The organism is Haloactinopolyspora alba (assembly GCF_003014555.1).
GTDB lineage: Bacteria > Actinomycetota > Actinomycetes > Jiangellales > Jiangellaceae > Haloactinopolyspora > Haloactinopolyspora alba.
On sequence record NZ_PYGE01000002.1, the window covers coordinates 480556 to 503714 of the forward strand.

Annotated in this window: 25 protein-coding genes; 14 read left to right on the forward strand and 11 right to left on the reverse strand. The window is 70.1% G+C overall.

The features are described 5' to 3' along the window. Positions 1–219 precede the first annotated feature (219 nt). Positions 220–777, reverse strand: a complete 558-nt coding sequence (locus CLV30_RS04690) for an NUDIX hydrolase (RefSeq protein ID WP_106535992.1) — start codon at positions 775–777, stop codon at positions 220–222. A gap of 214 nt (positions 778–991) precedes the next feature. On the opposite strand from CLV30_RS04690, the gene CLV30_RS04695 reads away from it, so the two are divergent. Then, positions 992–1465, forward strand: a complete 474-nt coding sequence (locus CLV30_RS04695; RefSeq protein WP_205740420.1) for a hypothetical protein — start codon at positions 992–994, stop codon at positions 1463–1465. Between the two features lie 50 nt (positions 1466–1515). On the opposite strand, the gene CLV30_RS04700 is transcribed toward CLV30_RS04695, so the two are convergent. Beyond that, positions 1516–2067, reverse strand: coding sequence for a YdeI/OmpD-associated family protein (locus CLV30_RS04700; protein ID WP_106535993.1), 552 nt, complete (start codon positions 2065–2067; stop codon positions 1516–1518). A 1-nt stretch (position 2068) separates the two neighbouring features. Continuing rightward, positions 2069–2347, reverse strand: a complete 279-nt coding sequence (locus CLV30_RS04705) for a hypothetical protein (protein ID WP_106535994.1) — start codon at positions 2345–2347, stop codon at positions 2069–2071. Between the two features lie 90 nt (positions 2348–2437). Here CLV30_RS04705 and CLV30_RS04710 point away from each other — a divergent pair, with 90 nt between their 5' ends. Then, a complete protein-coding gene (locus tag CLV30_RS04710; protein ID WP_106535995.1) occupies positions 2438–3391 on the forward strand; it encodes a helix-turn-helix transcriptional regulator in 954 nt (317 codons plus the stop codon). 44 nt (positions 3392–3435) lie between these two features. On the opposite strand, the gene CLV30_RS04715 is transcribed toward CLV30_RS04710, so the two are convergent. Further along, the gene (locus CLV30_RS04715) at positions 3436–4257 is read right to left on the reverse strand and encodes a helix-turn-helix transcriptional regulator (protein ID WP_106535996.1); all 822 of its coding nucleotides are present in this window, start codon (positions 4255–4257) and stop codon (positions 3436–3438) included. A gap of 73 nt (positions 4258–4330) precedes the next feature. On the opposite strand from CLV30_RS04715, the gene CLV30_RS04720 reads away from it, so the two are divergent. The 3 genes from CLV30_RS04720 to CLV30_RS04730 all read left to right on the forward strand — a co-directional run bounded on the left by CLV30_RS04720 (position 4331) and on the right by CLV30_RS04730 (position 7265). Then, on the forward strand, positions 4331–5326 hold the full coding sequence (locus CLV30_RS04720; RefSeq protein WP_106535997.1) for an ABC transporter substrate-binding protein: 996 nt from the start codon (positions 4331–4333) through the stop codon (positions 5324–5326). Then, a complete protein-coding gene (locus CLV30_RS04725) occupies positions 5323–6141 on the forward strand; it encodes a siderophore-interacting protein (protein WP_106535998.1) in 819 nt (272 codons plus the stop codon). Before CLV30_RS04720 ends, CLV30_RS04725 begins: the two co-directional genes overlap by 4 nt. Positions 6142–6224: 83 nt before the next feature. Beyond that, a complete protein-coding gene (locus CLV30_RS04730; protein ID WP_106535999.1) occupies positions 6225–7265 on the forward strand; it encodes a GDSL-type esterase/lipase family protein in 1041 nt (346 codons plus the stop codon). Between the two features lie 6 nt (positions 7266–7271). On the opposite strand, the gene CLV30_RS04735 is transcribed toward CLV30_RS04730, so the two are convergent. Next, positions 7272–7766 (reverse strand): DUF3995 domain-containing protein, encoded by a 495-nt coding sequence (locus tag CLV30_RS04735; RefSeq protein ID WP_165358427.1) that lies wholly within the window; start codon positions 7764–7766, stop codon positions 7272–7274. Between the two features lie 19 nt (positions 7767–7785). Continuing rightward, positions 7786–8265, reverse strand: a complete 480-nt coding sequence (locus CLV30_RS26255; protein ID WP_165358426.1) for a DUF6463 family protein — start codon at positions 8263–8265, stop codon at positions 7786–7788. Positions 8266–8370: 105 nt separating this feature from the next. Here CLV30_RS26255 and CLV30_RS04740 point away from each other — a divergent pair, with 105 nt between their 5' ends. Continuing rightward, on the forward strand, positions 8371–8943 hold the full coding sequence (locus CLV30_RS04740; RefSeq protein WP_106536001.1) for a TetR/AcrR family transcriptional regulator: 573 nt from the start codon (positions 8371–8373) through the stop codon (positions 8941–8943). A 58-nt stretch (positions 8944–9001) separates the two neighbouring features. On the opposite strand, the gene CLV30_RS04745 is transcribed toward CLV30_RS04740, so the two are convergent. Then, entirely contained in the window at positions 9002–9700 is a 699-nt protein-coding gene (locus CLV30_RS04745; RefSeq protein WP_106536002.1) for a FadR/GntR family transcriptional regulator, read from the reverse strand. Between the two features lie 124 nt (positions 9701–9824). On the opposite strand from CLV30_RS04745, the gene CLV30_RS04750 reads away from it, so the two are divergent. Then, positions 9825–10382, forward strand: coding sequence for a gluconokinase (locus CLV30_RS04750; RefSeq protein ID WP_420841950.1), 558 nt, complete (start codon positions 9825–9827; stop codon positions 10380–10382). Positions 10383–10430: 48 nt separating this feature from the next. Here CLV30_RS04750 and CLV30_RS04755 read toward each other — a convergent pair whose 3' ends face one another. Continuing rightward, a complete protein-coding gene (locus tag CLV30_RS04755) occupies positions 10431–11378 on the reverse strand; it encodes a sugar-binding transcriptional regulator (protein ID WP_106536003.1) in 948 nt (315 codons plus the stop codon). 201 nt (positions 11379–11579) lie between these two features. Here CLV30_RS04755 and CLV30_RS04760 point away from each other — a divergent pair, with 201 nt between their 5' ends. From CLV30_RS04760 to CLV30_RS04780, 5 genes are all read left to right on the forward strand, one after another. Next, complete coding sequence (locus CLV30_RS04760) at positions 11580–12983, forward strand: ABC transporter substrate-binding protein (protein WP_106536004.1); 1404 nt, start codon at positions 11580–11582, stop codon at positions 12981–12983. Between the two features lie 41 nt (positions 12984–13024). After that, positions 13025–13903 carry a carbohydrate ABC transporter permease gene (locus tag CLV30_RS04765; protein ID WP_165358425.1) on the forward strand — a complete coding sequence of 293 codons (879 nt, stop codon included), beginning with the start codon at positions 13025–13027 and terminating at the stop codon, positions 13901–13903. Between the two features lie 3 nt (positions 13904–13906). After that, the gene (locus tag CLV30_RS04770) at positions 13907–14752 is read left to right on the forward strand and encodes a carbohydrate ABC transporter permease (protein WP_129710832.1); all 846 of its coding nucleotides are present in this window, start codon (positions 13907–13909) and stop codon (positions 14750–14752) included. Positions 14753–14843: 91 nt separating this feature from the next. Beyond that, positions 14844–16304 (forward strand): sulfatase-like hydrolase/transferase, encoded by a 1461-nt coding sequence (locus CLV30_RS04775; protein ID WP_106536007.1) that lies wholly within the window; start codon positions 14844–14846, stop codon positions 16302–16304. A 60-nt stretch (positions 16305–16364) separates the two neighbouring features. Next, complete coding sequence (locus tag CLV30_RS04780) at positions 16365–17840, forward strand: mannitol dehydrogenase family protein (protein ID WP_106536008.1); 1476 nt, start codon at positions 16365–16367, stop codon at positions 17838–17840. 40 nt (positions 17841–17880) lie between these two features. Here CLV30_RS04780 and CLV30_RS04785 read toward each other — a convergent pair whose 3' ends face one another. Then, positions 17881–18354, reverse strand: coding sequence for a hypothetical protein (locus tag CLV30_RS04785; RefSeq protein ID WP_106536009.1), 474 nt, complete (start codon positions 18352–18354; stop codon positions 17881–17883). A 212-nt stretch (positions 18355–18566) separates the two neighbouring features. Here CLV30_RS04785 and CLV30_RS04790 point away from each other — a divergent pair, with 212 nt between their 5' ends. Beyond that, positions 18567–21110: an ATP-dependent Clp protease ATP-binding subunit gene (locus tag CLV30_RS04790; RefSeq protein ID WP_106536010.1), complete on the forward strand. Its 2544-nt coding sequence runs from the start codon at positions 18567–18569 to the stop codon at positions 21108–21110. Positions 21111–21173: 63 nt separating this feature from the next. Here the strand turns inward: CLV30_RS04790 and CLV30_RS04795 are convergent, their stop codons facing one another. Next, entirely contained in the window at positions 21174–21536 is a 363-nt protein-coding gene (locus CLV30_RS04795; protein WP_106536011.1) for a DUF3140 domain-containing protein, read from the reverse strand. Between the two features lie 166 nt (positions 21537–21702). On the opposite strand from CLV30_RS04795, the gene CLV30_RS04800 reads away from it, so the two are divergent. After that, positions 21703–22158, forward strand: a complete 456-nt coding sequence (locus CLV30_RS04800) for a hypothetical protein (protein ID WP_106536012.1) — start codon at positions 21703–21705, stop codon at positions 22156–22158. A 53-nt stretch (positions 22159–22211) separates the two neighbouring features. On the opposite strand, the gene ligD is transcribed toward CLV30_RS04800, so the two are convergent. After that, positions 22212–23141: a non-homologous end-joining DNA ligase gene (gene ligD / locus CLV30_RS04805; RefSeq protein ID WP_205740417.1), complete on the reverse strand. Its 930-nt coding sequence runs from the start codon at positions 23139–23141 to the stop codon at positions 22212–22214. Between the last annotated feature and the right edge of the window lie 18 nt (positions 23142–23159).

Sequence of the window (23159 nt, forward strand, 5' to 3'; positions counted from 1 at the left end):
ACCGATTACTCTCGTGGAGCCGTTTCAGTGTTGTCAAGTGTGTGGATTTGTTGATGTGATGTCTAAATACGTTGTCTATCCGACGTCGTTGCACACGTCGTGGTGGCTCCCGGTCCGATGCGCGGCCGTTGCTCGCACCGCCCCAGGCGTGATGAGGGCGTGGCTACTGGGGCTATGACACCACCAACCGCACCCCCATCACATGCGCGGCCTCATCCGTCACCCGGTGAGCAGGTTCTCGACGCGTGAGAGCGTCTCGTGGACGTTCTCCTCGGTGGTGGCGTCGTACGCGTCCGGCAGGTCGAACCAGCGCACGAGCGCGTCGGGCTTCTCGGGCCGGGCGGAGTCGGGTTCCGCGGTGGCGAGAACGTAGCGAAGGTCGGCGTGCTCGTGGGCGGGATCGTCGCCCTTGGCCGGCACCGGCACGATCACCACGTGCGCCAGCGCATCGTTGGGCCACGGCTCGAGGTCCGGCAACCCGGTCTCCTCACGGCCCTCGCGGAGCGCGACCTGAAGCGGTTCGGTCTCGCCGGGATCGCCGTGCCCGCCCACCTGAAGCCACGCCTCCTGCCGCGGGTGCCACCGCAGCAGCGCCCGCCGGCTGGGCGGATGCACGATCAACGCCGACGCGGTGACGTGCAGCGGGATCGACTGCGACCAGGGGTCCGGCGCGTCGCGGACGAGAGCGTGGACACGGGCGACGTCGGCGATCTCGGTGGCGCCACGAGGGCGGTGGCGGGACAGGGCGCCGGCGATCGGACCGGCTGTGGAGACCATGGGCCGGAGGCTAACCGGAGCAGCCGACCGTGGGCGAGGACTTTTCCGTGCTCGGCTGAGGTCGGCGACCGGTGGCGACGGTGGGCCGCTGACATGGTGTCGAACGACACGTGACATCCTGGGTCGACGGACTTGATGATCTTGCGCATCGACGCATTCTCCGACAGAGTCAATTGTCACAGTCCGGTCCTTTAGGGCAAGGAGGATGTGCCGGATGAAACGTGGCTTGTTCGCGAGCGCCCTGGTCGGTGTGCTCCTCCTCCTTGGCTTCGCCACTCCGGCCGGCGCCGGTGGCAACTCGACTCTTCCGGCGAGTGCACTGTCGGCCGCCTCCGGTCCGTGCGGAGGTTCGTACAGCCACATCGGCCATTACCGGATCAATTCGTCCGCGGGGACACTCGCCTATCTGGACGTGTACTGGTCCGGCCGGGCGAACCGGAACTGCCTGGTGACGAACCACTCCGGCAGGACGTACGGCGTCTCGCTGTACACCCAGGCGACCATCCGCCCGAGCGGGTGGAACTGGCCGAGCTGCCCGAACAGCACCGGGTGCGACGGCGGCCACTACAGCTACTACGCCGGGCCCGTCTACACGCCGGCCGGGGTCAACATGACGAACCGGTGCATCGACGTCAAGGGCGTCATCGACTGGACCGGACGGACGCTCACCCGGATCCACTGCGGCTGACCCGGATGCCACGCGCCGCGTCCGGCCGTGCCCGTTCCGTGGGGGGTGGGCTACGTGCCGCTGCTCAGAAGGGCGACAGCCCGGTCGAGGGCCTTGCTCCGGTTTTCGGGCGAGCGGGCTTTGAGCAACGGCAGTATCACCGCGTAGCGCTCCGACCGGGTCAGACGTTCGAAGGCGGCGCCCGCGCGGGCGTTACCGGCGAGCGCCGCCGCGAGATCGGGCGGCACCTCGGCGCTGCGCTGCGGCTCGTATGCGGCCTCCCACCGGCCGTCGGCGCGAGCGGCGGCCACCTCGGCCATCCCTGGGTCGCGCATGCGACCGGCCGCGATGAGCGCGTCGACCTTCTCGGTGTTCACCCGGGACCATGAACTGCCCGGACGCCGGTGCGAGTACCGCTGCAGATACGAGACCTCGTCGTGCTTGCGGCGCTGCCCGTCGATCCAGCCGTAGCACAGGGCGACGTCGAGCGCGTCGGTGATCGTGATCAGGGTGACGCCAGCATGGCGCTTGCCGATGCGCAGCCACGCCTCGGTCCGGGTGTCATGGTTGGCGGCCAGCCAGGCTTCCCACCCGTCGGCGTCGGGAAACTCGAGCACGTCCATCTCACACCTGCTTCGGTGACGCGACGACGTCCACGTGGTGCGAGTTGTGCATGTCGGCACCACCGGGAGCGCCCGTCGCGCTCGGCGGCCGGTACCCGTTGTCGATGATGCCGAGCTCGTCCTGGTGATCACCGACGCGGAACTCGGCGTAGGCGAGCCGTCCGGCGGGCGCGTGCCGTTCGAAGTAGGGCGGTATGCCCAGGAAGTCCGCGGACCAGGCGGCTGCCGCGCTCACGTCGTCGGACCAGAAATTCATGATGGCGAATCCTCGCAGGCTCATCGTGTGTCCTTCCGTCGTCGATGTCCGTGCGGTGACGGTATCGGCTGTTGTGGAACGTGTGGTTCCTCAATGCGTGCCAGACTGAGATTCGTGCTGGAAACGTCGGTCAGGTTGCTCCGTCTGCTGTCCCTTCTGCAGGGACGGCGCGACTGGTCCGGTGCGGAGCTCGGCGATCGCCTGGGCGTCACCACCAGGACCGTGCGCAACGACGTCGAACGGTTACGCATCCTCGGCTACCAGGTGCACTCCAGCACCGGGGTCGCAGGCGGCTACCGGCTCGGTCCCGGCGCCGAGATGCCGCCGCTGGTGCTGGACGACGACGAAGCCGTCGCCGTGGGTGTCGGGTTACGTGCCGCGGCTTCGGGCACGGTCACCGGCATCGAGGAGACGTCGGTCCGGGCGATGGCGAAGCTCGAGCAGACGATGCCGTCCCGCCTGCGGCATCAGTTGGACGCGCTGCGCGAGGCGACGGTCTCCGCGGCCGGTGGCGGGCCGACAGTGGAGATGGCGACGCTCACGACCATCACCACGGCGTGCCGTGACGAGCAGCAGTTGCGCTTCGACTACGAAGCCCACGGCGGCGGGACCGGCCTCCGGCGGGTCGAGCCGCACCGCCTCGTCTACACGGGCCGTCGCTGGTACCTGCTCGCGTGGGACCTCGACCGGGAGGACTGGCGCACGTTCCGGGCCGACCCGCGCACGCCCATCGGGCCACGGTTCGTGCCGCGGGAGCCGCCGGAGGACGCGGCACGGCACGTCGTCCGCGGGACCGGCTCGCTGGCCTGGACGTATCAGGCGCGCGTCCGGCTGCACGCGCCCGCCGAGACGGTGGCCGAGCGGCTGACGCCGGCCGCCGGGCTGCTGCAGGCGGTCGACGACGACAGCTGCGTGCTGGAGACCGGCGGTGACTCGCTGCGTGACCTCGTCGGGTTCCTGACGAGCGTGGACGTCGGGTTCGAGGTGCTGGACCCGCCGGAGCTCCGGGCCCTGTTCCGTGAGCTCGCCGAGCGTTACGCCGCGGCCGCCGGCGCCCCGTTCTTGTGATCATCAACGATTCACCACATCAGGGTGTGGCGAATCGTTGATGATCACGAGAGTCGGCCGCGGCCGCGGCGGCGGGGCGTGTGGCCGAACCGGGCCGCGAAGGCGGCGACGAACGCGGACGTGCTGGCGTAGCCGACCCGCCGGGCCACCGCCGTGACCGGCTGGGTCTGCACCAGCGCTCGTGCGGCCCGCAGCCGGAGCTCGGTCCGCCAGCGTGAGTACGGCATGCCGAACTCGCGGTCGAAGTCGCGTTGCAGGGTCTTGACGCTGATGTGCAGCCGCGCCGCCCATTCGGACAGCGCGGTGGGATCACCGGGATCGTGCGCCATGGCCCGGGCCACGGTCATCGCGTGACCGGAGCCGGTCGCGTGGTGACCGACGAACTCACGGGTCGAGCCACCGAGGCCGGCGAGGATGCGGGCACGTGCCGCCAGCGCCCGGTCCTCGTCGTGTCCGGGCCGGGCGATCGTCCGCAGCAGCCGCCCGGCCTCGTCGTCGATCGACGCCGCACCGGCGCGCACCCCGTCCAGCGAGCCCGGCACCTCCCGCAGGCAGACCCGGTAGACGGTGCCCTCGTCGGCGGCGCGCACCTCGTGGCTGACGGCTCGCTGCACCCAGAACGCCTCGCTCGGTCCGACGAACTGGGTGTTCAAGCCGTGGCTGGTGGACAGCAGGGCGTCCGGTGACCAGTACAGCTGGTGCAGGAAGTCCTGCCGGCTCTCTCCGAACTCCAGCGTCCCGGCCGACCGGTACTTGAGCACGAAGATGCCGTCCGGCCGGCCCAGTCCGTAGCCGTACTCCTCGCACCAGAGCGGGTCGGTCCCGTAGTGGGCTGTGACCGACACAACGTGACCTCCGATCGACATTCCGGCAGCAATAGCAAGGCTAACCTAAGTAGCTGTTCGCTGGTCCGCACGCCCCATCGGGAGGTCTACGTCCATGCCTGCTCGCCTGTGCCGTCGCATCGCGGGCGCCCTGGTCGTCGTCGCCGTGGTCGCCGGCTGCGGCTCGGGAGAGGACGACGTCGCGTCGGCAGGTGCCCAGCAGACGCGTGTGTTCGAAGCCGACAACGGAGAGGTCGAGATCCCGGCCGACCCGCAGCGCGTCGTCGCGACCGGGTACGCCGTGCCGGTGCTCATCGAGGTGGACGCGCCCCTGGTGGGCATCTCCGGCTGGCAGCGCGGCGTCCCGATGATGAGCGACGAGGACCGCGCCACGTACGAAGACCTGGAGAAGATCGCCGGCGAGACCGCCGCGTCGACCGACTACGAGGCGATCGCCGAGTTGAACCCGGATCTGATCATGATCGGCGTGCCGCAGCCGGTGCTGACCGACGTCGACATGGAGTACCTGGAGTCCATCGCGCCGGTCGTGGTTCTCGGACCCACGTCGCCGGACGGCTGGCGGGAGCTGTCCCATCGCCAGGCCGACGCCGTCGGGCGCGTCGCCGAGTTCGAGGCCGACCGTGCGGCGTACGAGGAACGGGCGGAGGAACTGGCCGCCAAGTACGAGGACGCTCTGGCCGGCCTGAAGTTCGGCCACGTCGGCGCCTACGGCGAGACCGCCGCGGGCACGTTCCAGCGCGAGTTCAGCGGGTCGTGGGGGACGAACGTCGCCGAGGACGTCGGCGTGACCTACTACGGCGAGGTGAAGGAGAAGAAGGGGGGAGGGCGCAACGTCAGCGAGTACCCGTCGCTCGAGAAGATCCCGGACAGCCTCGGCGACGCCGACGCCGTCACGTACTCGGTGCAGCCGGACGGCACGCCCAACGAGTCGGTGCGGTCGGTCCTGGACTCGCAACTGTGGCAGAACCTGCCGGCGGTGCGGGCGGACAACACGTTCGCGATCCGCTACACCGAGGCGGCGACCTACGAGTCGGCGCTGATGACCCTGGACGCCATCGACCAGGCGCTCGCGCCGTTGCTGACCCGATGAGCGCGCACCCGGACCGCCGCGATCCCGCGCCCAAGGTCGCCGCGCACCACCGGCACGGCGCCGGGCTGGAACGGATCCCGTATCCGATCGACGTGCGGACCGTCACCGTCGCCGCCCGCGAGTACGTGACGCCGCGGATGCTTCGCCTGACGCTGGGCGGCGCCGGGCTCGACGGCGTGCACACCTACGAGGCCGACGACCACGTCAAGATCGTGTTTCCGGACGACGACGGCACGCTGCGCGCTCCGGTGCCCGATGACCGGCTGATGCTCGACTGGCCGCGCCCGATGCCGACCACGCGCGAGTACACCATCCGGCACTACGACGCCGCCGAGCGCCGGCTCGACCTGGACCTCGTGCTGCACGACGGCGGGCTGGCCGCCACCTGGGCGACGACGGTGCCGCTGGGCGCACCCGTCGTCGTCGCCGGTCCTCCCGGGGCGAAGGCGTTCCCGCGCTCACGACCGCACTACGTGTTCGCCGTCGACGCCACCGGACTGCCCGCGGTCTCCCGGTGGCTGGACGAGTCGCCACTGGACGTCTCCGCCGACATCGTGGTGGAGACGGCACACGAGGACGAGCACGCCTACCCGCTGGCGCACCGGGACGGCGTTCGGGTCACCCGCCTGATCCGCAGGCCGCACGAGTCCGCGCTGGCCGGAGCGGTGTGGGCGCTGGACGTGCCGGCGGGAACGTTCCTGTTCGCCGCGGGCGAGGCCGACGACATCAAGCCGTTGCGCTCGTGGGCCTCCTCCCGCCAGGACGCGTCGATCACCGGCTACTGGAAGCGCGGCGTCGCCGGTTTCGACGACTAACCACCGCGGTGATCACGGACCGAGTGGGCGCGGCGGGGGTCCGATAGGGTTCCAGCCGATGGGAATCGGACGGACGGGCGGGGATGAGTGAGTTGTCGGTCACCGAGCGCCGTCGTGAGGTGCGTGCGGATGATCCGGTGCTTCGCTGGGTGGGTGCGGTGGAGGTCGAGCACGGTGCGGGGTGGTCGCGGGGGTGGCGGCTGCCGTTGAGCCGGATCGGGTTGTTCCCGGGTGAGGCGCTTCGCGGGCGTGCGGCGATGCAGGCCGGGGTGCGGGTGGTGTTCGGCACCGATGCGGGGATGGTCGGTGGCCGGCTGGTCGTGGGCCCGGACGTCGAGGATCCGTTGCGGGTCGACCTGGTGGTGGACGGTGAGCTGGTGGACTCGGCGCCGGTCGGCGCGGACGGGTCGTTCCGGTTCGCCGGTGTTGTGGCGGGGGAGAAGACCGTCGAGGTGTGGTTGCCGCAGTTCGGTGACGTCGGGCTGGCGGCGGTCGAGGTGGACGAGGCCGCGCGGGTGTGGGCGGCGCCCGATGAGGGCCGGCCGCGGCTGGTGACGTATGGCAGTTCGATCACGCACTGTCGCTCGGCGGCGTCGCCGGCGCGGACGTGGCCGGCGCTGGTGGCGCGTGAGCTGGGGGCGGATCTGACGTGTCTGGGCTTCGGTGGGCAGTGTCATCTGGACCCGATGGTCGCTCGGACGATCGGGGACCTGCCGGCCGACGTGATCGTGACGTGTCTGGGCATCAACGTGTACGGCGGCGGCTCGTTCACCGAGCGCTCGTTCCTGCCGGCGGTGCTGGGGCTGCTGGCCACCATCCGGGACGGGCACCCGACGACGCCGCTGATCGTGATGTCGCCGATCGTGTGCCCGGACCGCGAGGACACCGCGGGCGCGGGCGGGATGAGCCTGGCGTTCATCCGCGCGCAGGTGGCCGAGGCGGTGCGGCTGCTGCGTGAGCACGGCGACGAGGACGTCCGGCTGCTGGACGGGCTGGACGTGTTCGGGCCCGAGCAGGCGCACATGCTCGGCGACGGCCTGCACCCCGACGCCGACGGCTACGCGCACATGGCCACCTCCATCACCCCCACGGTGCGCGCCGCCCTGGACACCGCCGAGGTTTGACGACGGTCACGCCGCCGTCGGGTCCGCGTCCGCCCGGGCGGTGTGTCGCAGACCGGCCGCGATGCTGACGCCGAGGAACGCGGACAGCGGTGCGTACACCGTGAGGTCCAGCCTGTCGAAGATCGTGGTGTCGCCGGTCAGGTCGGAGGGCAGGAAGTAGACGGAGCGTCCGAGCAGCCCGGCTGCCATGCCCCAGGACGCGAGCCGGGCCGCCGTGTGCAGCCGCCCGGGCCGGAGCCGGCGGGAGTGGGCAGCGCTGACGGCCCCGGCCGCGCCGGTCAGGCCCAGCGCCATCGCCCACGTCGCCGCCGTCGAGGGCATCTCGGGCGACCCGGCCAGCCGTTCGGCCCAGGCTTCGTCGGTGCCGCCCGGCCATCTCCAGCCGAGTGCCCAGGCCGCGTGCACAGCGCCGAGACCGGCCAAGCCCGCCGGCCCCACCAGCTCGAGCGCGCTCCGGCGTGGCCCGCTGGTGTTCGGATTCTGCTTCGTGATGTCGCTCACCTCCGCGTCCCCTCCGCCGCTACGCGGTCGTAGGGACGGCGTCGGCGTCCGGTTCGGATCGTGCCTGCCGGCTGCGCTCGCGGTCGCCGAGAACGATGAGCCCACCGACGACGGGCAGCGCCCACCCGGGAGACGCGGGCAGCACGGACACCATCGGCACACTCCAGCCCAGGACCATCCAGCCGAGCCATCCCGGAACGCGGTGACCGTGCCGAGCCGACCAGACGACGGAGGAGCCGAGCACCAGCATCGGGGCGCCGAAGCTGCCCAAGGTGACCCAGAAGGTCTCCGAACGTTCGAGCTCGGCGAGTGAGGTCGCCTTGTCCAGGGTGAAGGTGTTCAACCACCCCTCGGACACCACCTGCGACCAGACGTCGCGGGTGTCCAGCGGCGCGACGGCGATGTGGACGGTGCCGAAGGCGGCGGCGATCCAGCCGGCCGACTGCGTCAGCCGGCGGCCCGCGGTGCCGGCAGCTCGGCGCGGACTCGTGCGGATCATCGGCACTCCAATCCATACGGGTGCGTATAAATGTACGGTAGCAATATATGTACGCCGTCGTATAGATTCAGTGGCCGGTCGAGACAGAGGTCACAGAGGTGAGGCATGGCGACGGCTCGCACACCGCGAGGGGCGTGGATCGACGCAGGGCTGGCCGCGCTCGCCGCGGGCGGCCCCGACGCGGTCCGGATCGAAACGTTGGCGCGGACGCTGGGCGTCACCAAGGGCGGCTTCTACGGGTACTTCGCCGACCGGACGGCACTGCTGGAAGAGATGCTGCAGACCTGGGAGCGGCGCAGCGTCGACGACGTGCTGGACAGTGTCGAGCGCGAGGGCGGCAGTGCGCTGACCCGGGCGCAGCGCGCGGCGGACCTCACGTTCTCCGACGCGCTGTTGCCGATCGATCGGGCGATCCGCGACTGGGCCCGCCGGGACGCGGCCGTCGCCGAGCGGCTCCGGCGGGTCGACAACCAGCGGATGGACTACCTGCGCTCACTGTTCGCCGGGACCGGATCGGACCCGGCCGAGCTCGAGGCGCGCTGTCTGTTGGCGTTCTCGGCGGCCGTCGCCGGCGACCTGATCCTCGCCGACCATCCGCACCAGACCCGGAACGAGGTCCTGGAACTGGCCGCGAGCGTGCTGTTCGCCCGCCCTGCCGAGGGCGAGAGCCGGTCCTGACAACCGGCACCTCGCGACGGCGGGCGCGGCGCCGCCGTCGTCCCGTCGGTGCCGGAAGCTAGCATCCGGGCACGTGGTCGATGGCCGAGCGCACTTCCGCGAGCAGCGTGTGCATGGCCAATTCGGCGGCACCGGTGTCTCCGTCGCGCACCGCCCGGGCGACCTCGTCGTGCGTGGCGAGCGCGACCGGCACTGGCGGGCTCGGCATCAGGCCGTGGTGGGTGCGACCCTTGAGCACTTCGCCGACGACGTCGGTGAGCGCGGCGAACATCTCGTTGCCGCTCGACCGGAGTACCAGGGTGTGGAACGCGACGTCGTGCTCGAGGAACGCCTCGAGTCGCCCGTCCTCGCCGGTCTCGCGCATCCGCTGCGCGAGGTCGGCGATGTGGCCACGCTCGGCCGGGCCGGCGTTGCGTGCCGCGGCTGCCGCGGCCATCGGCTCGACGGCCATCCGTAGTTCGGTGAGCGTGCGCAGCTGCTCCGCTCGGTACGGCCCGTCGAGGCGCCAGCGGATGACCCGCGCGTCGTACACGTTCCACTCCGGCATCGGCCGCACGACGATGCCGACGCGGCGGCGTGAGTGGACGAGGTTCATGGCCTCGAGGATGCGCATGGCCTCGCGCATCACGGTGCGTGATACGCCGAACCGTTGCTGCAGCTGGTCGAGCGTCAGCACGTCGCCGGCCGCGTGGACCCCGCTGGTGATGTCCATGCCCAGGCGGTCCAGGACGGAGCTGTGCAGGACCGGCGCAGCCACGTGTGCCTCCCTCGTCTCCCTCGAAAGGTATCATCAATATTCGGAAAAGATGATACCTTCGCCGGATGTGGTGCCGCATCCGGTGCTCGCGTCGTGGCGGGCGACACGCTCGAGGAGGAGTCCAGTGGTGAACGACCCTGCACATCTCGTCGTGATGGGCGTATCGGGCTCCGGCAAGTCCACGGTCGCCGAACTGCTGGCCGCACGGTTGCGACGGCCGTTCGCCGAGGCCGACGAGTTCCATCCCCCGGAGAACATCGACAAGATGGCCGCTGGGGAGCCGCTGACCGACGACGACCGCTGGCCCTGGCTGCGTACGATGCGCGACTGGCTGACCGCGCAGTCCGCGCTGCACCAGCCGGCCATCGTCACCTGCTCCGCGCTGCGCCGGGTCTACCGCGACGTGCTGCGCGAGGCGCGCGGGACCGTGCTGTTCGTGCACCTGTCCGGCGACCCCGCCCTGGTGGGCGAGCGGATCGGCGACCGAAGCGGGCACTTCATGCCTGCGTCGCTGCTGCCGTCGCAGTATCAGACCCTCGAACCGCTCGGGACCGACGAGCGTGGCGTGACGGTGTCGGTGGAGGGCACCCCGGAGGAGATCACCACCGAAGTCATCGACGGGTTGGGGCTCGGCGCCGAGCCGACGTCCTGGCCGGGCGGGTCGCAACACGGCGTGGACTGACGACGCCCACCGCGATCGCCGAGACGGCGTTCGGATTCAGCCGGTCGGCTACAGCGCCAGTACGGCCTCGGCAAGTGACCGGTGTGTCACGATGCCGTTCATCAGGTGATGCCGCAGAGCGAGGTGCACGGATTCGGCCTTCCGCTCGTCGAAGACGACGGCGATCCGCTCTCGAGCCTGACTGAGCATCTCGATGTCCGGCGCGACGACGTGCTGGTGGGCGGCGCTGGGCACGGTGCGACCGTGGCTGTCGATGGGCATGCCGACGACCTCGGCGACGGCGCCGCGTTCGTCGGCATCGTGCCGGACCTCCGGCGGCAGGTGGTCGTAGATGACCGACAGCGCCGGCCGCCACGTCCCGACGCCACTGACGAACACGTCGAGCTGCGGAAACAGCTCGAATGCCCGGCAGACTTCCGGCTGCACCATGTAGCTACGCCTGGCTCCCTCGCTCGAGGCGATCATCGGCGCGTAGAAGACGTGGGCCCGGCCGCCGGACATCCGGGTCAGGCTCCGGATGCTGCCGATGACGTCCGCGGCGTCCACGCGCGGGAGCTGCCCCGTCAGCTGAACGAACGTGCACCTCGGGATCGGTGCGGACGTGTCGGCGATGCCCATCAGGGTGCGGGTTGACGCGAGTCCGACCAGATCTCCCTCCCGGATGACCTGAGCCAGGAGAGAGACGGCCGCCTCCCCGAGGCGGTGGGCGAGTTCGGAAGGGTCCGGCCCGTCGTCGATGACCACGACGTGTCGCAGGCGGAACGTCTCCTCCATCTCGCGCGAAAGGTTCAGGTTGAGGTCGCCCGGCAGGTTGACGGTGATCTGGACGATGCCTTCGTCGTGCGCGGCCTGCAGGAGCCTGGCCACCTTGAACCGGCTCAGAAAGAGCTGTTCGGCGATGTCGCTCTTGCTCATGCCGCCCACGTAGTGCTTGCGCGCCACGTGTGCCATCAGGGTGAGATCGCGCTCACGTGTGCGGGACTGGCTGGCTGACATGAACTCATAATGCTCGGATGAGCAAACTCGTGCAAGACCTTGACGTATCTTCGCTGGTTTTATTGACTCGCACGCCGTAACACTCACGACGGTTTGCTCAGACGAGCAATTCGGGTGCCGCCCACGTGCTGTCCACGCGTTGCCATTGCACAGCAGCCGCCGGCGGTCGCCCCGACCGGCCGGCGACGACAAGGAGGTCACATGGCCAAGCGCAGTGCCGTGCGCGGAATGCTCGGCGCCGCCGCGATCGGCGCGATGCTCCTGCCCGGATGCGCCGCTGGAGGCATCAGCGGCGCATCCGGCGACCAGGCGGTCGATCTCGAGGCCGACGTGGAGCAGTTCCTCCGCGACCGTGGCGCTGATCTCGATGTGCCCCGGATCAGCATCCTCGCGCAGAGCTCGCCGCAGGCCGACGCCATTCAGCAGATGGCGGGCCAGTTCACCGAACTTACCGGCATCGACGTGGAATGGACCATCCTGGACGAGCAATCCACCGAGAACCGCGCAGCGGTAGCGCTGGGCGCGGGCAACGGCGGCTTCGACGTGCTCCAGACCCCGTCGGCATTCATTCCCACCTACGTAGACCGCGGCTGGATCGCCTCGATCGACGAGTTCATGGCCGACGAGCAGAGCCTGATTCCCGGGTGGGACCTCGACGCGTTCGGCGCCGGAACGACGGCCCAGCTCAGCCGTGACGACGAGGTGTACGGCGTGCCGATGTTCATCGGCACGCAGGTGTTCTACTACCGCACCGATGTCTTCGCCGAACACGGCATCGAGCAGCCGCCCACGACCTATCGCGAGCTCGTCGAGGTGGTGAAGACCATCGATGGCGGCAAAGTCGACGGCATAGCGCTGCGCACCGCGCCGAGCGTCTCCCAGCTCCTGTTCGTATGGTCCGCATGGCTCTACGCCTACGGCGGCAGCTACTACGAGCAGGTCGAGCAGGGCAACTACTCCGGATCGGCGCTGAACTCGTCCGAAGCGGTCAAGGCTCTCGAGGTCTTCACCGACCTGGTGCAGAACCACGCTCCGTCCGGCGCCACCAACTGGAGCGTCGACGACGTCACCCGCGCGTTCCTGTCCGGGCGTGTGGGGATCGTCCAGGAGGGCGCGGTCTTCGGCGGCACCTTCAACGACCCCGAGGTCTCGCAGGTTGCCGGTGACATCGACACGTTCACGCTGCCCGCCGGGCCCGCCGGCTCCTACGTCCCGTACAACGCGCACGGCTGGACCATCGCCGAGGACAGCCGGGCCTCCGAGGCCGCCTGGCTCTTCGTGCAGTGGGCGACGCTGACCGAGACGCTGACCGCGGCCACCCAGACCGACGCGAACTTCGGTGCTCCACCGCTGGCCGAGGTCTACGAGTCGCAAGAGTACGCCGAACAGTACGGGTTCGGCAGCTTCGTCGACAGTGTCGTCGGCACGATCGCGATCGCCGATGACGGCGGAGTCAGCCCGCTCCCCGGTGACGCCAACTACCTTCCCGCCACGACCGACTGGGCGACGGTCGGCCAGCAGATCGCCGAAGAGCTCAGCCGCGCGGTCACCGGCCAGGTCAGTGCGGCGGACGCGATCCGCGCCGCCGCGTCCCGTATCGGCTGACCGCCCGCCCACCGAGTCGGAGACGAAACCGTATGACCACCATGATCACCAGAACCCGGCCGCGCCTGCGCGGCTGGCAGCTCGGCTTCACCGCCCCGCTGTTCTTCGTCCTGCTGGCGACGACCATCCTGCCCGTCCTCTACTCGCTCGCGCTCGCTCTCGGCGGGTCCGACGACGACCTCGCACCGCGCACGCCACTGAGCCTCGACAACGTGGAGACGGTCTTCTCCGGGGGAGCGGTGTGGGACTCGCTCGCTCTCGTCGTCGTCTTCCTCGCCGGGGCGATGGTCGGCGAGCTCGCCCTCGGGGTCTTCACCGCGCTGGTCCTCGACCGCTACCTGCCGAACCGTCACGGCTTGCGCGTCCTCCTGCTCTGGCCGGCGGTGTTACCACCGATCGCGGTGGCGCTGGTCTTCCGGTTCATCCTCCAGGGCGAGATCGGGCTGATCTCGTACTACCTCGGACAGGTCGGCATCGACCAGGAATGGCTGACGCAGCCCGTCTCGGCGATGGCGGTGATCATCGCGATCGACATGTGGCAGTTCACCCCGTTCGTCATCCTGCTCACGCTCGCCGCACTGAAGACGGTCCCGGACGACGTTCTCGAGGCGTCGCAGCTGGACGGCGCCGGTGCCGTCCGAACGGCGTGGACCGTCGTCCTGCCGATCATCAAGCCGGCGCTGATCTCGATCGCGCTGCTCCGTTTCATCGACGCGGTTCAGGTCTTCCCGACCATCTACGTCCTCACCCGAGGTGGACCGGGGTCGAGTACCCAGCTGCTCACCTTCTACAACTTCGAGGTCTTCTTCGGGCAGCTCAACTTCGGCCAGGGAGCGGCGATCGCGGTGTTCGTGGTGCTCTTCACGATCGGATGCGTGGCGCTGTTCATGCAATTCCAGCGCCGCGCAGAGAGGGTGTGACCCGTGGCTGTCCTCCGGACCACGCATCGTAACGGCGGCATGCTGCCCCGGATCGCCGCCTACGTCTTCATCGGCCTCATGCTCGTGGTCTTCACGCTGCCGACGCTGTACGCGCTGCTGACGTCGCTGCAACCGTCGGACGTGACGCTCAACCCGGTTCCGCAGTGGATCTTCCGGCCGACGCTCGAGAACTTCGTCACGCTGTTCGAGACCTACTCGTTCCTGGGACCGCTGCTCAACAGCGCCCAGACCAGCATCGGCTCGGCCGTGCTCGCGGTGGTGATCTCCGCTCCGGCCGCGTACGCGCTGAGCCGGGCGCGGGTCTCATCGGCGGGCATTGTCGGATTCTGGCTGCTCGCAGCCCGGGCACTGCCGGCGATCGGACTCGCCATTCCCGCCTACGCGATCGTCAACCAGATCGGCATGGGCGACTCGCTGATCCCGTTGCTGGTGGTCTATCTCCCGTTCAACGTGGGGCTCGCGACGCTCATGCTGAAGGTCTTCATCGACGGCATCCCGCGGGAGCTCGACGAGGCGGCCGCGATCGACGGCGCCGGACCGTTGCGCACGATGCTGCGGGTGGTGCTGCCGATCGCCCGGCCCGGGCTGGCGTCGGTGACGATCATGACGTTCCTGTTCTCCTGGAACAACTTCCTCTTCCCGCTGGTCCTCACCGGGAGCCGGAGCACCACGATCCCGCTCGCTCTCCAGCAGTTCCTCGGCAGCTACACGTTGCAGTGGAATCAGGTGATGGCTGGTGTGGTGCTGCTCTCCCTGCCGCTGATCGTCCTCGGCGCGTTCTTCGGCCGGTACATGGTGGGCGGCCTCGCCGCGGGGAGTGTGAAGTAGCCGGCCTTCCCGAGACACCCGGGCACGACGCGACGCCGCCCGTCCCGCGCACCTGATCCGCGAACCATCGCACGAGGAGCACACCCGCCCCATGGACTCTCGCCCCAACGTCCTGCTGATCTGCACCGACCAGCACCGATTCGACGCCGTGTCCACCTGTCCCGGCAGCCCGGCGATCACGCCCAACCTGGCCGCCCTCGCCGAGCAGGGCGTCGTCTTCGACCACTGCTACACTCCGAGCCCGATGTGCGCGCCGACCCGGGCGTCGTTGCTGACCGGTGAGCTGCCGAGTTCGCACGGGCTGTGGGCGAACGGCGTCACGCTGCCCGAGGGCCGCAGCCTCGTGTCGAGAGAGCTGGCCGACGCAGGATATCGGACCGGGCTCGTCGGCAAGCTCCACCTCTCGGCCGCGTTCCAGGGCGCGACCGAGAAGAGAGGCGACGACGGCTTCGAGGTCTTCCGGTGGGCGCACGACCCGTTCCACGGCTCGCCGGAGAACGCGTACCACCAGTGGCTGCGGGAGCGGCATCCCGCGCAGTGGGAGGCGGCTCGGACGGATGTCGTCACGCCCGACGTCGCCGGATTCAAGCACCGCAACACCCGCTTCGACGAGATGCCCACCGAGTCGCACTACTCGACGTGGGTCACCGACGAGGTGACCGACTTTCTCGCGGCCGACGACGACCGCCCGTTCTTCCTCGTGGCCAACTTCTTCGACCCGCATCATCCGTTCGCGGCGCCGAAGGAGCACCTCGACATGTACCCGCCCGGGTCGGTTCCGCCGCCGGTCGGTGGTCGGGACGAGCTCGCATCCAAGCCCGCTCGGCAGACCGACGCCTCCGACTCCAGCTACGTCGGGCACGGGCCTTCGTTCGTCGATCACACCCCGGAGGAGATCGACGAGATTCGCCGGACTTACTACGCCTCGATCACCCTGGTGGACGACTGTGTCGGCCGGATCTTGGCCAGGCTGCGTGAGCGGGACGACTCCCGGGACACGATCATCGTCTTCACCAGTGACCACGGCGAGATGCTCGGTGACCATGCGCAACTGCTCAAGGGGCCGATGCTGTACGACGTGGCGGTCCGGGTCCCGCTGATCGTGGCGGCGCCCGGGCAGGCGCCGGCCGGTACCCGGGTGGATGGCTTCGTCGGGTCGCACGACGTGGCCACCACTGTGCGGCGTGCCGCCGGCCTCGGTCCGGCCGCTCGTGACCAGGGGCGCGACTTGCTCGCGATCAGCCGCGGCGAGGCGCCCGCACATCCGTACGCGTGGTGTGAGTACCGCAACTCCGGTTACGAGTACGACCCGCCGGCCAACACGACCATGGTGCGGCGCCACGACTACAAGATCGTCGTCTGGCACGGTGACCCGGACGAGGACCGGCCTGCCACCGGCGAACTCTACGACATGGTCGCCGATCCGCACGAGCTGCGTAACCTGTGGCACGACCCGGCGTATCGCGACGTCCGGCTGGAGCTGTACGAGCAACTGTGCGATCTGCAGATGAACCACGAGGACCGGCACGCCGAACGGGGCGCCCCGTGGTGATTGCGGTCGCGCACAGGACTCGGCAGTCGGCGTGAGAGTTCGACCATGGAGAGGAACGGAATGAGGCTTGACGTCAGCTCGCTCGGACGGCTCGGCGACGAGGTCGCAGTGCCGGCCTACGATCGGTCGCGCTCGACCGTCGGGATCGTGCACATCGGCGTCGGCGGGTTCCACCGGTCGCACCAGGCGATGTATCTCGACCGGCTGATGAACGACGGGCTCGCGCACGACTGGGCGGTGTGCGGCGTCGGCCTGATGCCCGGCGACGCGCGGATGCGCGACGTGCTGCGCGACCAGAGCGGCCTGTACACGTTGATGCTCAAGAGCGCCGGAGAGCGCTGCGTCCGCGTCATCGGCTCGGTCGCCGAGTACCTGTTCGCGCCGGACGACCCCGGCGCGGTCGTCGAGCGGATGACCGACCCAGGGGTACGCATCGTCTCGATGACGCTCACCGAGGGCGGGTACAACGTCCACCCGGCGACCGGCGAGTTCGACGCGGACAACCCGGACGTCCGGGACGACGTGGCGAACCCGGGTGCGCCACGGACCGCCTTCGGGCTCGTGGTCGAGGCGCTGCGCCGCCGGCGGGAGCGGGCAGTGCCGCCGTTCGCGGTGATGTCGTGCGACAACGTCCAGTCCAACGGCGACGTGGCGGCGAATGCGGTCAGCTCCTTCGCTGACCTGGTCGATCCCGGGCTCGGCGGCTGGATCCGTGCGCATGTCGCCTTCCCGAACTCGATGGTCGACCGGATCACCCCCGTCACCACCGACGCCGACCGCGAGGAGGTCCGGACCCGGTTCGGCATCGACGACGGCTGGCCGGTGGTGGCCGAACCGTTCACCCAGTGGGCGTTGGAGGACCGCTTCCCGCTCGGCCGTCCTCCGTTCGAGCGGGCGGGGGTCCAGCTCGTCGACGACGTCGAGCCGTACGAGCTGATGAAGCTCCGGCTGCTGAACGCGACACACCAGGGCATGTGCTACTTCGGCACGCTGGCCGGGTACCGGTACGCGCACGAGGCGACCGCCGACCCGGCGATAGAGCGGCTGCTGCGCACCTACATGGACACCGAGGCGACGCCCACGCTGCAGCAGTTGCCGGGCGTCGACCTCGACGCGTACAAGGGCACGCTGATCGAGCGGTACCTCAACCGCGACATCGCGGACACCCTCGCGCGGCTGTGCGCGGAGTCCTCCGACCGGATCCCCACCTGGCTGGTGCCGGTCATCCGGGAGCGGCTCGCCGCGGGTGGCGAGGTGTGGCGATCTGCCGCCGTGGTGGCCAGCTGGGCCCGGTACGCCGAGGGGGTCGACGAGGCGGGCCGGGAGTACGAGGTGGTCGACCAGCTCGCCGACCGGCTGGTTCCGCTGGCGCGCACTCAGCGGGAGAACCCCACCGCGTTCATCGAGGACGAGCGGCTCTTCGGGGATCTCGCCCAGGACGATCGGTTCGTCCGTCCCTATGTCGAGACGCTGACCATGCTGCACCAGCGCGGCGCCCGAGCGACCCTGGACCAGCTCGCCGCCCGCAGCGGTTGACCAGCGTGCCGAGCAGGCCGCTGATGGAGTCAGCGTCTGATCAGGGCGGCTCCTCCTCGACGTGAACGCCGGGGCCGACGTCGGGCCGTTCGCTGCGCTTGTCGCCGGGCTGCTCCTCGGTGGCTCGTTCCTCGGTCGTCCGCTCCTCGGCGGCGTCGGGCTCGCCGGCGGAGTCGGGCTCCTCCGCCGCCACCCGGTCCTCCAGGCTCTCGCCCTCGGCCTGCTCGCGGGCGGTGGTCCCGTGGGCCGTGGCGGCGACCGGCTCGTCGGTCGGCGTGACGGGACGCTCCGGCTCCGGAACCTCGCCGGTTCCGGGGGTGGACTCGTCGGCCGTCTCGGGGATGGCCTCGTCCTCCGGTCCTGCTCCCGGGTCCCGGTTGTCCTCGTCGGACGACTTCTCCGCCTCGGCGACCGACAGCCGGTCCGGGTCCGTCTCGTCCGCCGTGGGGCGGTTCGCGTTCTCGGTCGCCGTCTTGCCGCGCCGGTGCCGACCTCGGGTCCTCGTCCTGCTCATGAGACACCTCCTGAGACGTGCGGATTCGGTGTCGTCCTGGCTGCTCCTTTCGTCGCTCGTCGGTGTGCAGTTACCCGTTGCGCGGCGGTGGATGCACGTGCCGTCGCGGCCATGGGCGTGCCGTTTGCGAGCAGGCTCAGCGGGTACATCGGTTCGAAGGCACGTCAGTGGCTGTGTTCGATCTTCCACGCAGGAATTGGGGTCATTGGCTGATGACTAGCGGCTTCTTCGGTCCGGGCCAGTTCGGTGCCGGTTCGTTCGACGAGTTCTTCGCCCGGTTCTTCGGCTCGCCCGCGCAGCGTGGTCAGATGCACCGGGTCGACATCACCCGGTTGCTGACCGAGCAGGCGCGCGAGCTGGTGACGGCCGCGGCCCGGCGCGCGACCGAGGCGGGCGAGCCCGATCTCGACGCGGCGCACCTGCTGTGGGCCGCGACCAAGGACGAGACCAGCCGTGACCTGCTCAGCCGGGCGGGTGCGGACCCGGACGCCATTGCCCGTCAGCTCGAGGGACAGTTCGGGTCGGGACCGGCGCTGGACACTCCGCCGGCCCTGACGCCGGCGGCAAAGCGCGCGCTGCTGGACGCGCACCAGGTGTCGCGGGCGGCGGGCTCGACCTACATCGGCCCGGATCACCTGCTGTTCGCGCTGACGGTGAATCCCCAGTCGGTGGCGGGGCAGGTGCTCGCGGCCGCGCGGATCACACCGGAGTCGCTCCAGCAGGCCCCGCGCGGATCCGGCGCGGGGCCTGCAACGGCGCGCGGCAGCGGCGAGCGCGCGTCGAACACGCCGACCGTGGACGAGTTCGGCCGCGACATCACCGCCCTCGCGCGAGACGGCCAGATCGACCCGGTGGTCGGCCGCGACGAGCAGATCGACCAGACGGTGGAGGTCCTGTCCCGCAGGACGAAGAACAACCCCGTCCTGATCGGCGAGGCCGGTGTCGGTAAGACCGCCATCGTCGAGGGCATCGCCCAGCGCATCGTCGACGGCGACATCCCGGAGATCCTGCGGGAGCGCCGGGTCGTGGAGATCGACTTCACCGGAATGGTTGCGGGCACCCGGTACCGCGGCGACTTCGAGGAGCGGATGAAGAAGGTCATCGACGAGATCAGCGAGCACCGTGACGAGGTCATCGCGTTCGTCGACGAACTGCACACCGTGGTCGGCGCCGGTGCGTCGGAGGGCTCGATGGGCGCGGGGAACATGCTGAAACCGGCGCTGTCGCGCGGCGAGTTGCACGTCATCGGCGCGACCACCGTGGACGAGTACCGGCGTCACATCGAGACCGACGCCGCCCTGGAGCGCCGCTTCCAGCCGATTCTGGTTCCGGAGCCGAGCATCCACGACACCGTCGAGATTTTGCGCGGGCTGCGCGACCGGTACGAGGCGCACCATCAGATCCGTTTCACCGACGAGGCGCTGGTGGCCGCCGCCGAGCTCAGCGAGCGTTACCTGACCGACCGGTTCCTGCCGGACAAGGCGATCGACCTGGTGGACCAGGCGGGCGCGCGGGTCCGGCTGCGCTCGAACACGCCGACGACGGACACCCGCGAGCTCGAGCAGCAGATCGACCAGCTGACGCGGGAGAAGGACGAGGCCGTCACCGCGGAGCACTACGAGCGCGCCTCGACCCTGCGCGACGAGATCGAGCAGCTACGCGAGCGCATGTCGGCCGCTCAGGAACGCGGAGCGGCGGTGCCCGAGGTCGGTCCCGGCGACATCGCCGACATCGTCTCGCGGAGCACCGGCATCCCGGTCAGCCAGTTGACCGAGGAGGAGCAGGCCCGCCTGCTGCGCCTCGAGGAGCGGCTGCACGAACGGGTCATCGGCCAGGACGAGGCGGTCGAAGCCGTCGCGGAGGCGGTGCGACGGTCCCGGGCGGGGCTGGGCGACCCGGACCGGCCGGTGGGCAGCTTCCTGTTCCTGGGCCCGACCGGCGTCGGCAAGACCGAGCTGGCCCGTGCCCTGGCCGAGACGTTGTTCGGTGACGAGAACCGCATGGTGCGCCTGGACATGAGCGAGTACCAGGAACGGCACACCGTCAGCAGGCTGGTCGGCGCGCCGCCCGGATACGTCGGCTACGAGGAGGCGGGCCAGCTCACCGAGGCGGTGCGTCGCAGCCCGTACTCGGTGCTGCTGCTGGACGAGATCGAGAAGGCGCACACCGACGTGTTCAACACGCTGCTGCAGGTTCTCGACGAGGGCCGGTTGACCGACGCCCGCGGCCGCACCGTGGACTTCCGGAACACGGTCCTGATCATGACCAGCAACGTCGGCTCCGAGCTGATCGTCGGCCGGCCGGGCCGCATCGGGTTCGGCGGCGACGGCGTGTCCGGTGACGAGGACACCGCGATGCGGGACCAGGTCATGCGGCGGCTGCGGGACACGTTCCGTCCCGAGTTCCTGAACCGGATCGACGAGATCATCGTCTTCCGCCAGCTGGAGGCCGAGCAGCTGCGCCGGATCACCGAACTGCTGCTGGAGGAGACCCACCGCCGCCTGCATGCGCAGGAGATCACCGTCGACGTCACCACCGAGGCCATGGACCGGCTCGTGCAGCTCGGGCACGAGCGCGAGTACGGTGCGCGCCCGCTGCGGCGCACGATCCAGCGCGAGATCGACAATCCGCTGTCCCGGAAGGTCCTCAACGGCGACGTCCGGCCCGGCCAGCACGTCACCGTGTCCGAGAAGGACGGCACGTTCGAGTTCACCGTGCGGGCGCGCGAGCAGACCGAGCACGGCGCTTCGCAGTGACGGCCGGGCCGCCGTCGGCGACCGGTCGCGCCGGGCGCCGGCGGCGGCGTCGTGGCGTCGTCGCTACGAGCGGAGGGGGTCGTGGCCGACGTTCATCAGCCGGTGCCGCCTGCGCTCCGATTGAGCGGCTTCCTCCTCGGCGGCCTCGGGCGGCTCATCCGGCTCGGTAGGCTCACCGGTCTCGCTCTCCACGATCTCGACGACCTGCTCCATGGTGGCGAGGTCGTCGTTGGTGACATCGGCCCGCCGCTTGCCGAGGATTCCGAGCACGGCCTTGCCGAGCGGTGGCGGTGCCGGCTCGCCCGGCAGCGGCCGGTCCAGGTCGGGCTCGGTGCCCAGCCACGTCGTCAGCTCCTCCGATGTCATGTTCACGACCTGGTGAAAGCGCTCCCAGAGCTCTTCCACCTCGAGAGACGTCCGTGCCATGGCCAGTCCTTCCGTCGAGGCAGCACCTACAGGTCAGGTACGTACCCGACACGGCGGCCGTGCACGCGCACGGCCGGTCGGCGGATCGGCGATCGAGCCTCTTCACCCGTGCATGCCCGGCAGCGTCTCGGGTACGGCACAAAGGCGTCGAGAAATGTGAGGCAACATGCCGACTGTCGAGAGGGACAGGCTGGAGAAGATCGCGCACGCGGCCACGCGGGGGACGATCGCGGCGATGGCGATGACCGGACTGCGGACCGTGACCCAGAGCATGGGATGGGTTCCCAAGTCGCCACCCGAGGTGGTGCTCGAACGTGGCGACGACCGCGACCTGGCGGCATGGTTCGGCTCTCACAATCGGGAGGTCCTGGTCCAGGCGGCGCACTGGGCGTACGGCGCGGCCGGAGGTGCCATCTTCGGCTCGCTGCCCGAAGGCGTCCGGCGCCGCGCCTGGGCCGGGCCGGTCTACGGCGTGATCCTGTGGCTGGCCTTCGAGGGAGCTCTCGCGCCGATGCTGTGGGTGCCACGGGAGGGCAGGGCGGCGGAGCGGGCCGCGTTGCTCGCCGACCACGTCCTCTACGGGCTGGTGCTCTCGGAGATCCGCCGCCGGCCGCAGGCCTGAGGCCGGTCCGGCCGTGTCCGGACGCGGCTGTGTCCGGACGCGGCTGTGCCCGGTCATCCGCCCAGGTCGGGGAGTTGCTGGCGGGTGTGCAGCAGTGGCCCGGCCAGCTCCGCACGCTCGTCGAGCTCCGCGGTCACCTGATCCGCCGTGCGGAGCAGGTCGTCCGGGCCGGCCGACCCGTCGGCCACCGCCTCGACCTCCGACCAGCGCAGGGGCACGGCGACGGTGGGGCGCTCACGGGCGCGCAGTGAGAACGGCACGACGGTCGACTTGTGCGGGGTGTTCTGGCTCCAGTCGATGAACACCTTCCCCCGGCGCTTGTCCTTGCCCATCCGGGAGACCACCTCGTCGGGGTGCTCGCTCTCGGTGCGCCGCGCGAGGGCACGGGCGAACGGCTTGGTCCGCTCGTAGCCGATGTCCGTGTTCAGCGGGACGGTCAGGTGCAGGCCCTTCGAGCCGGACGAGCGGACCAGGACCTCGGTGTCCATGTGGCGTATCGCGTCCCGGAGCCGGAGCGCCGTCTCGGCGCATTCCACGAGCCCGACGCCCTCGCCGGGGTCGAGGTCGAACAGCACCATGGTCGGCCGTTCGAGATCGTCCGCCCGGGCGAGCATGGCGTGCATCTCGAGATCGGCCAGGTTGACCGCCCAGAGCAGCGTCGGCAGGTCGTCGATGACGCAGTAGTCCACGTCGCGCTGTCGTCGCTGCGTCCAGACGGGCGTGGTGGAGATCCAATCGGGCCGCCACGGCGGGCAGCGCTTCTCGTAGAAGCTCTGTCCCCGGACGCCGTCCGGGAACCGCTTCATGGTCAGCGGGCGGCCCTCGAGATGTGGCAGCAGTACCGGTGCGACGGTGCGGTAGTACTCGAGAACGTCACGCTTGGTGGCGCCGGTGCGTGGGTAGAGGACCTTGTCGAGGTTCGACAGCTCCAGCTCTCGGCCCTCGATCTCCATCACGCCGTCGGACAGGTGCGTTGTCGTCATCACCGAACCTCCGTCGTC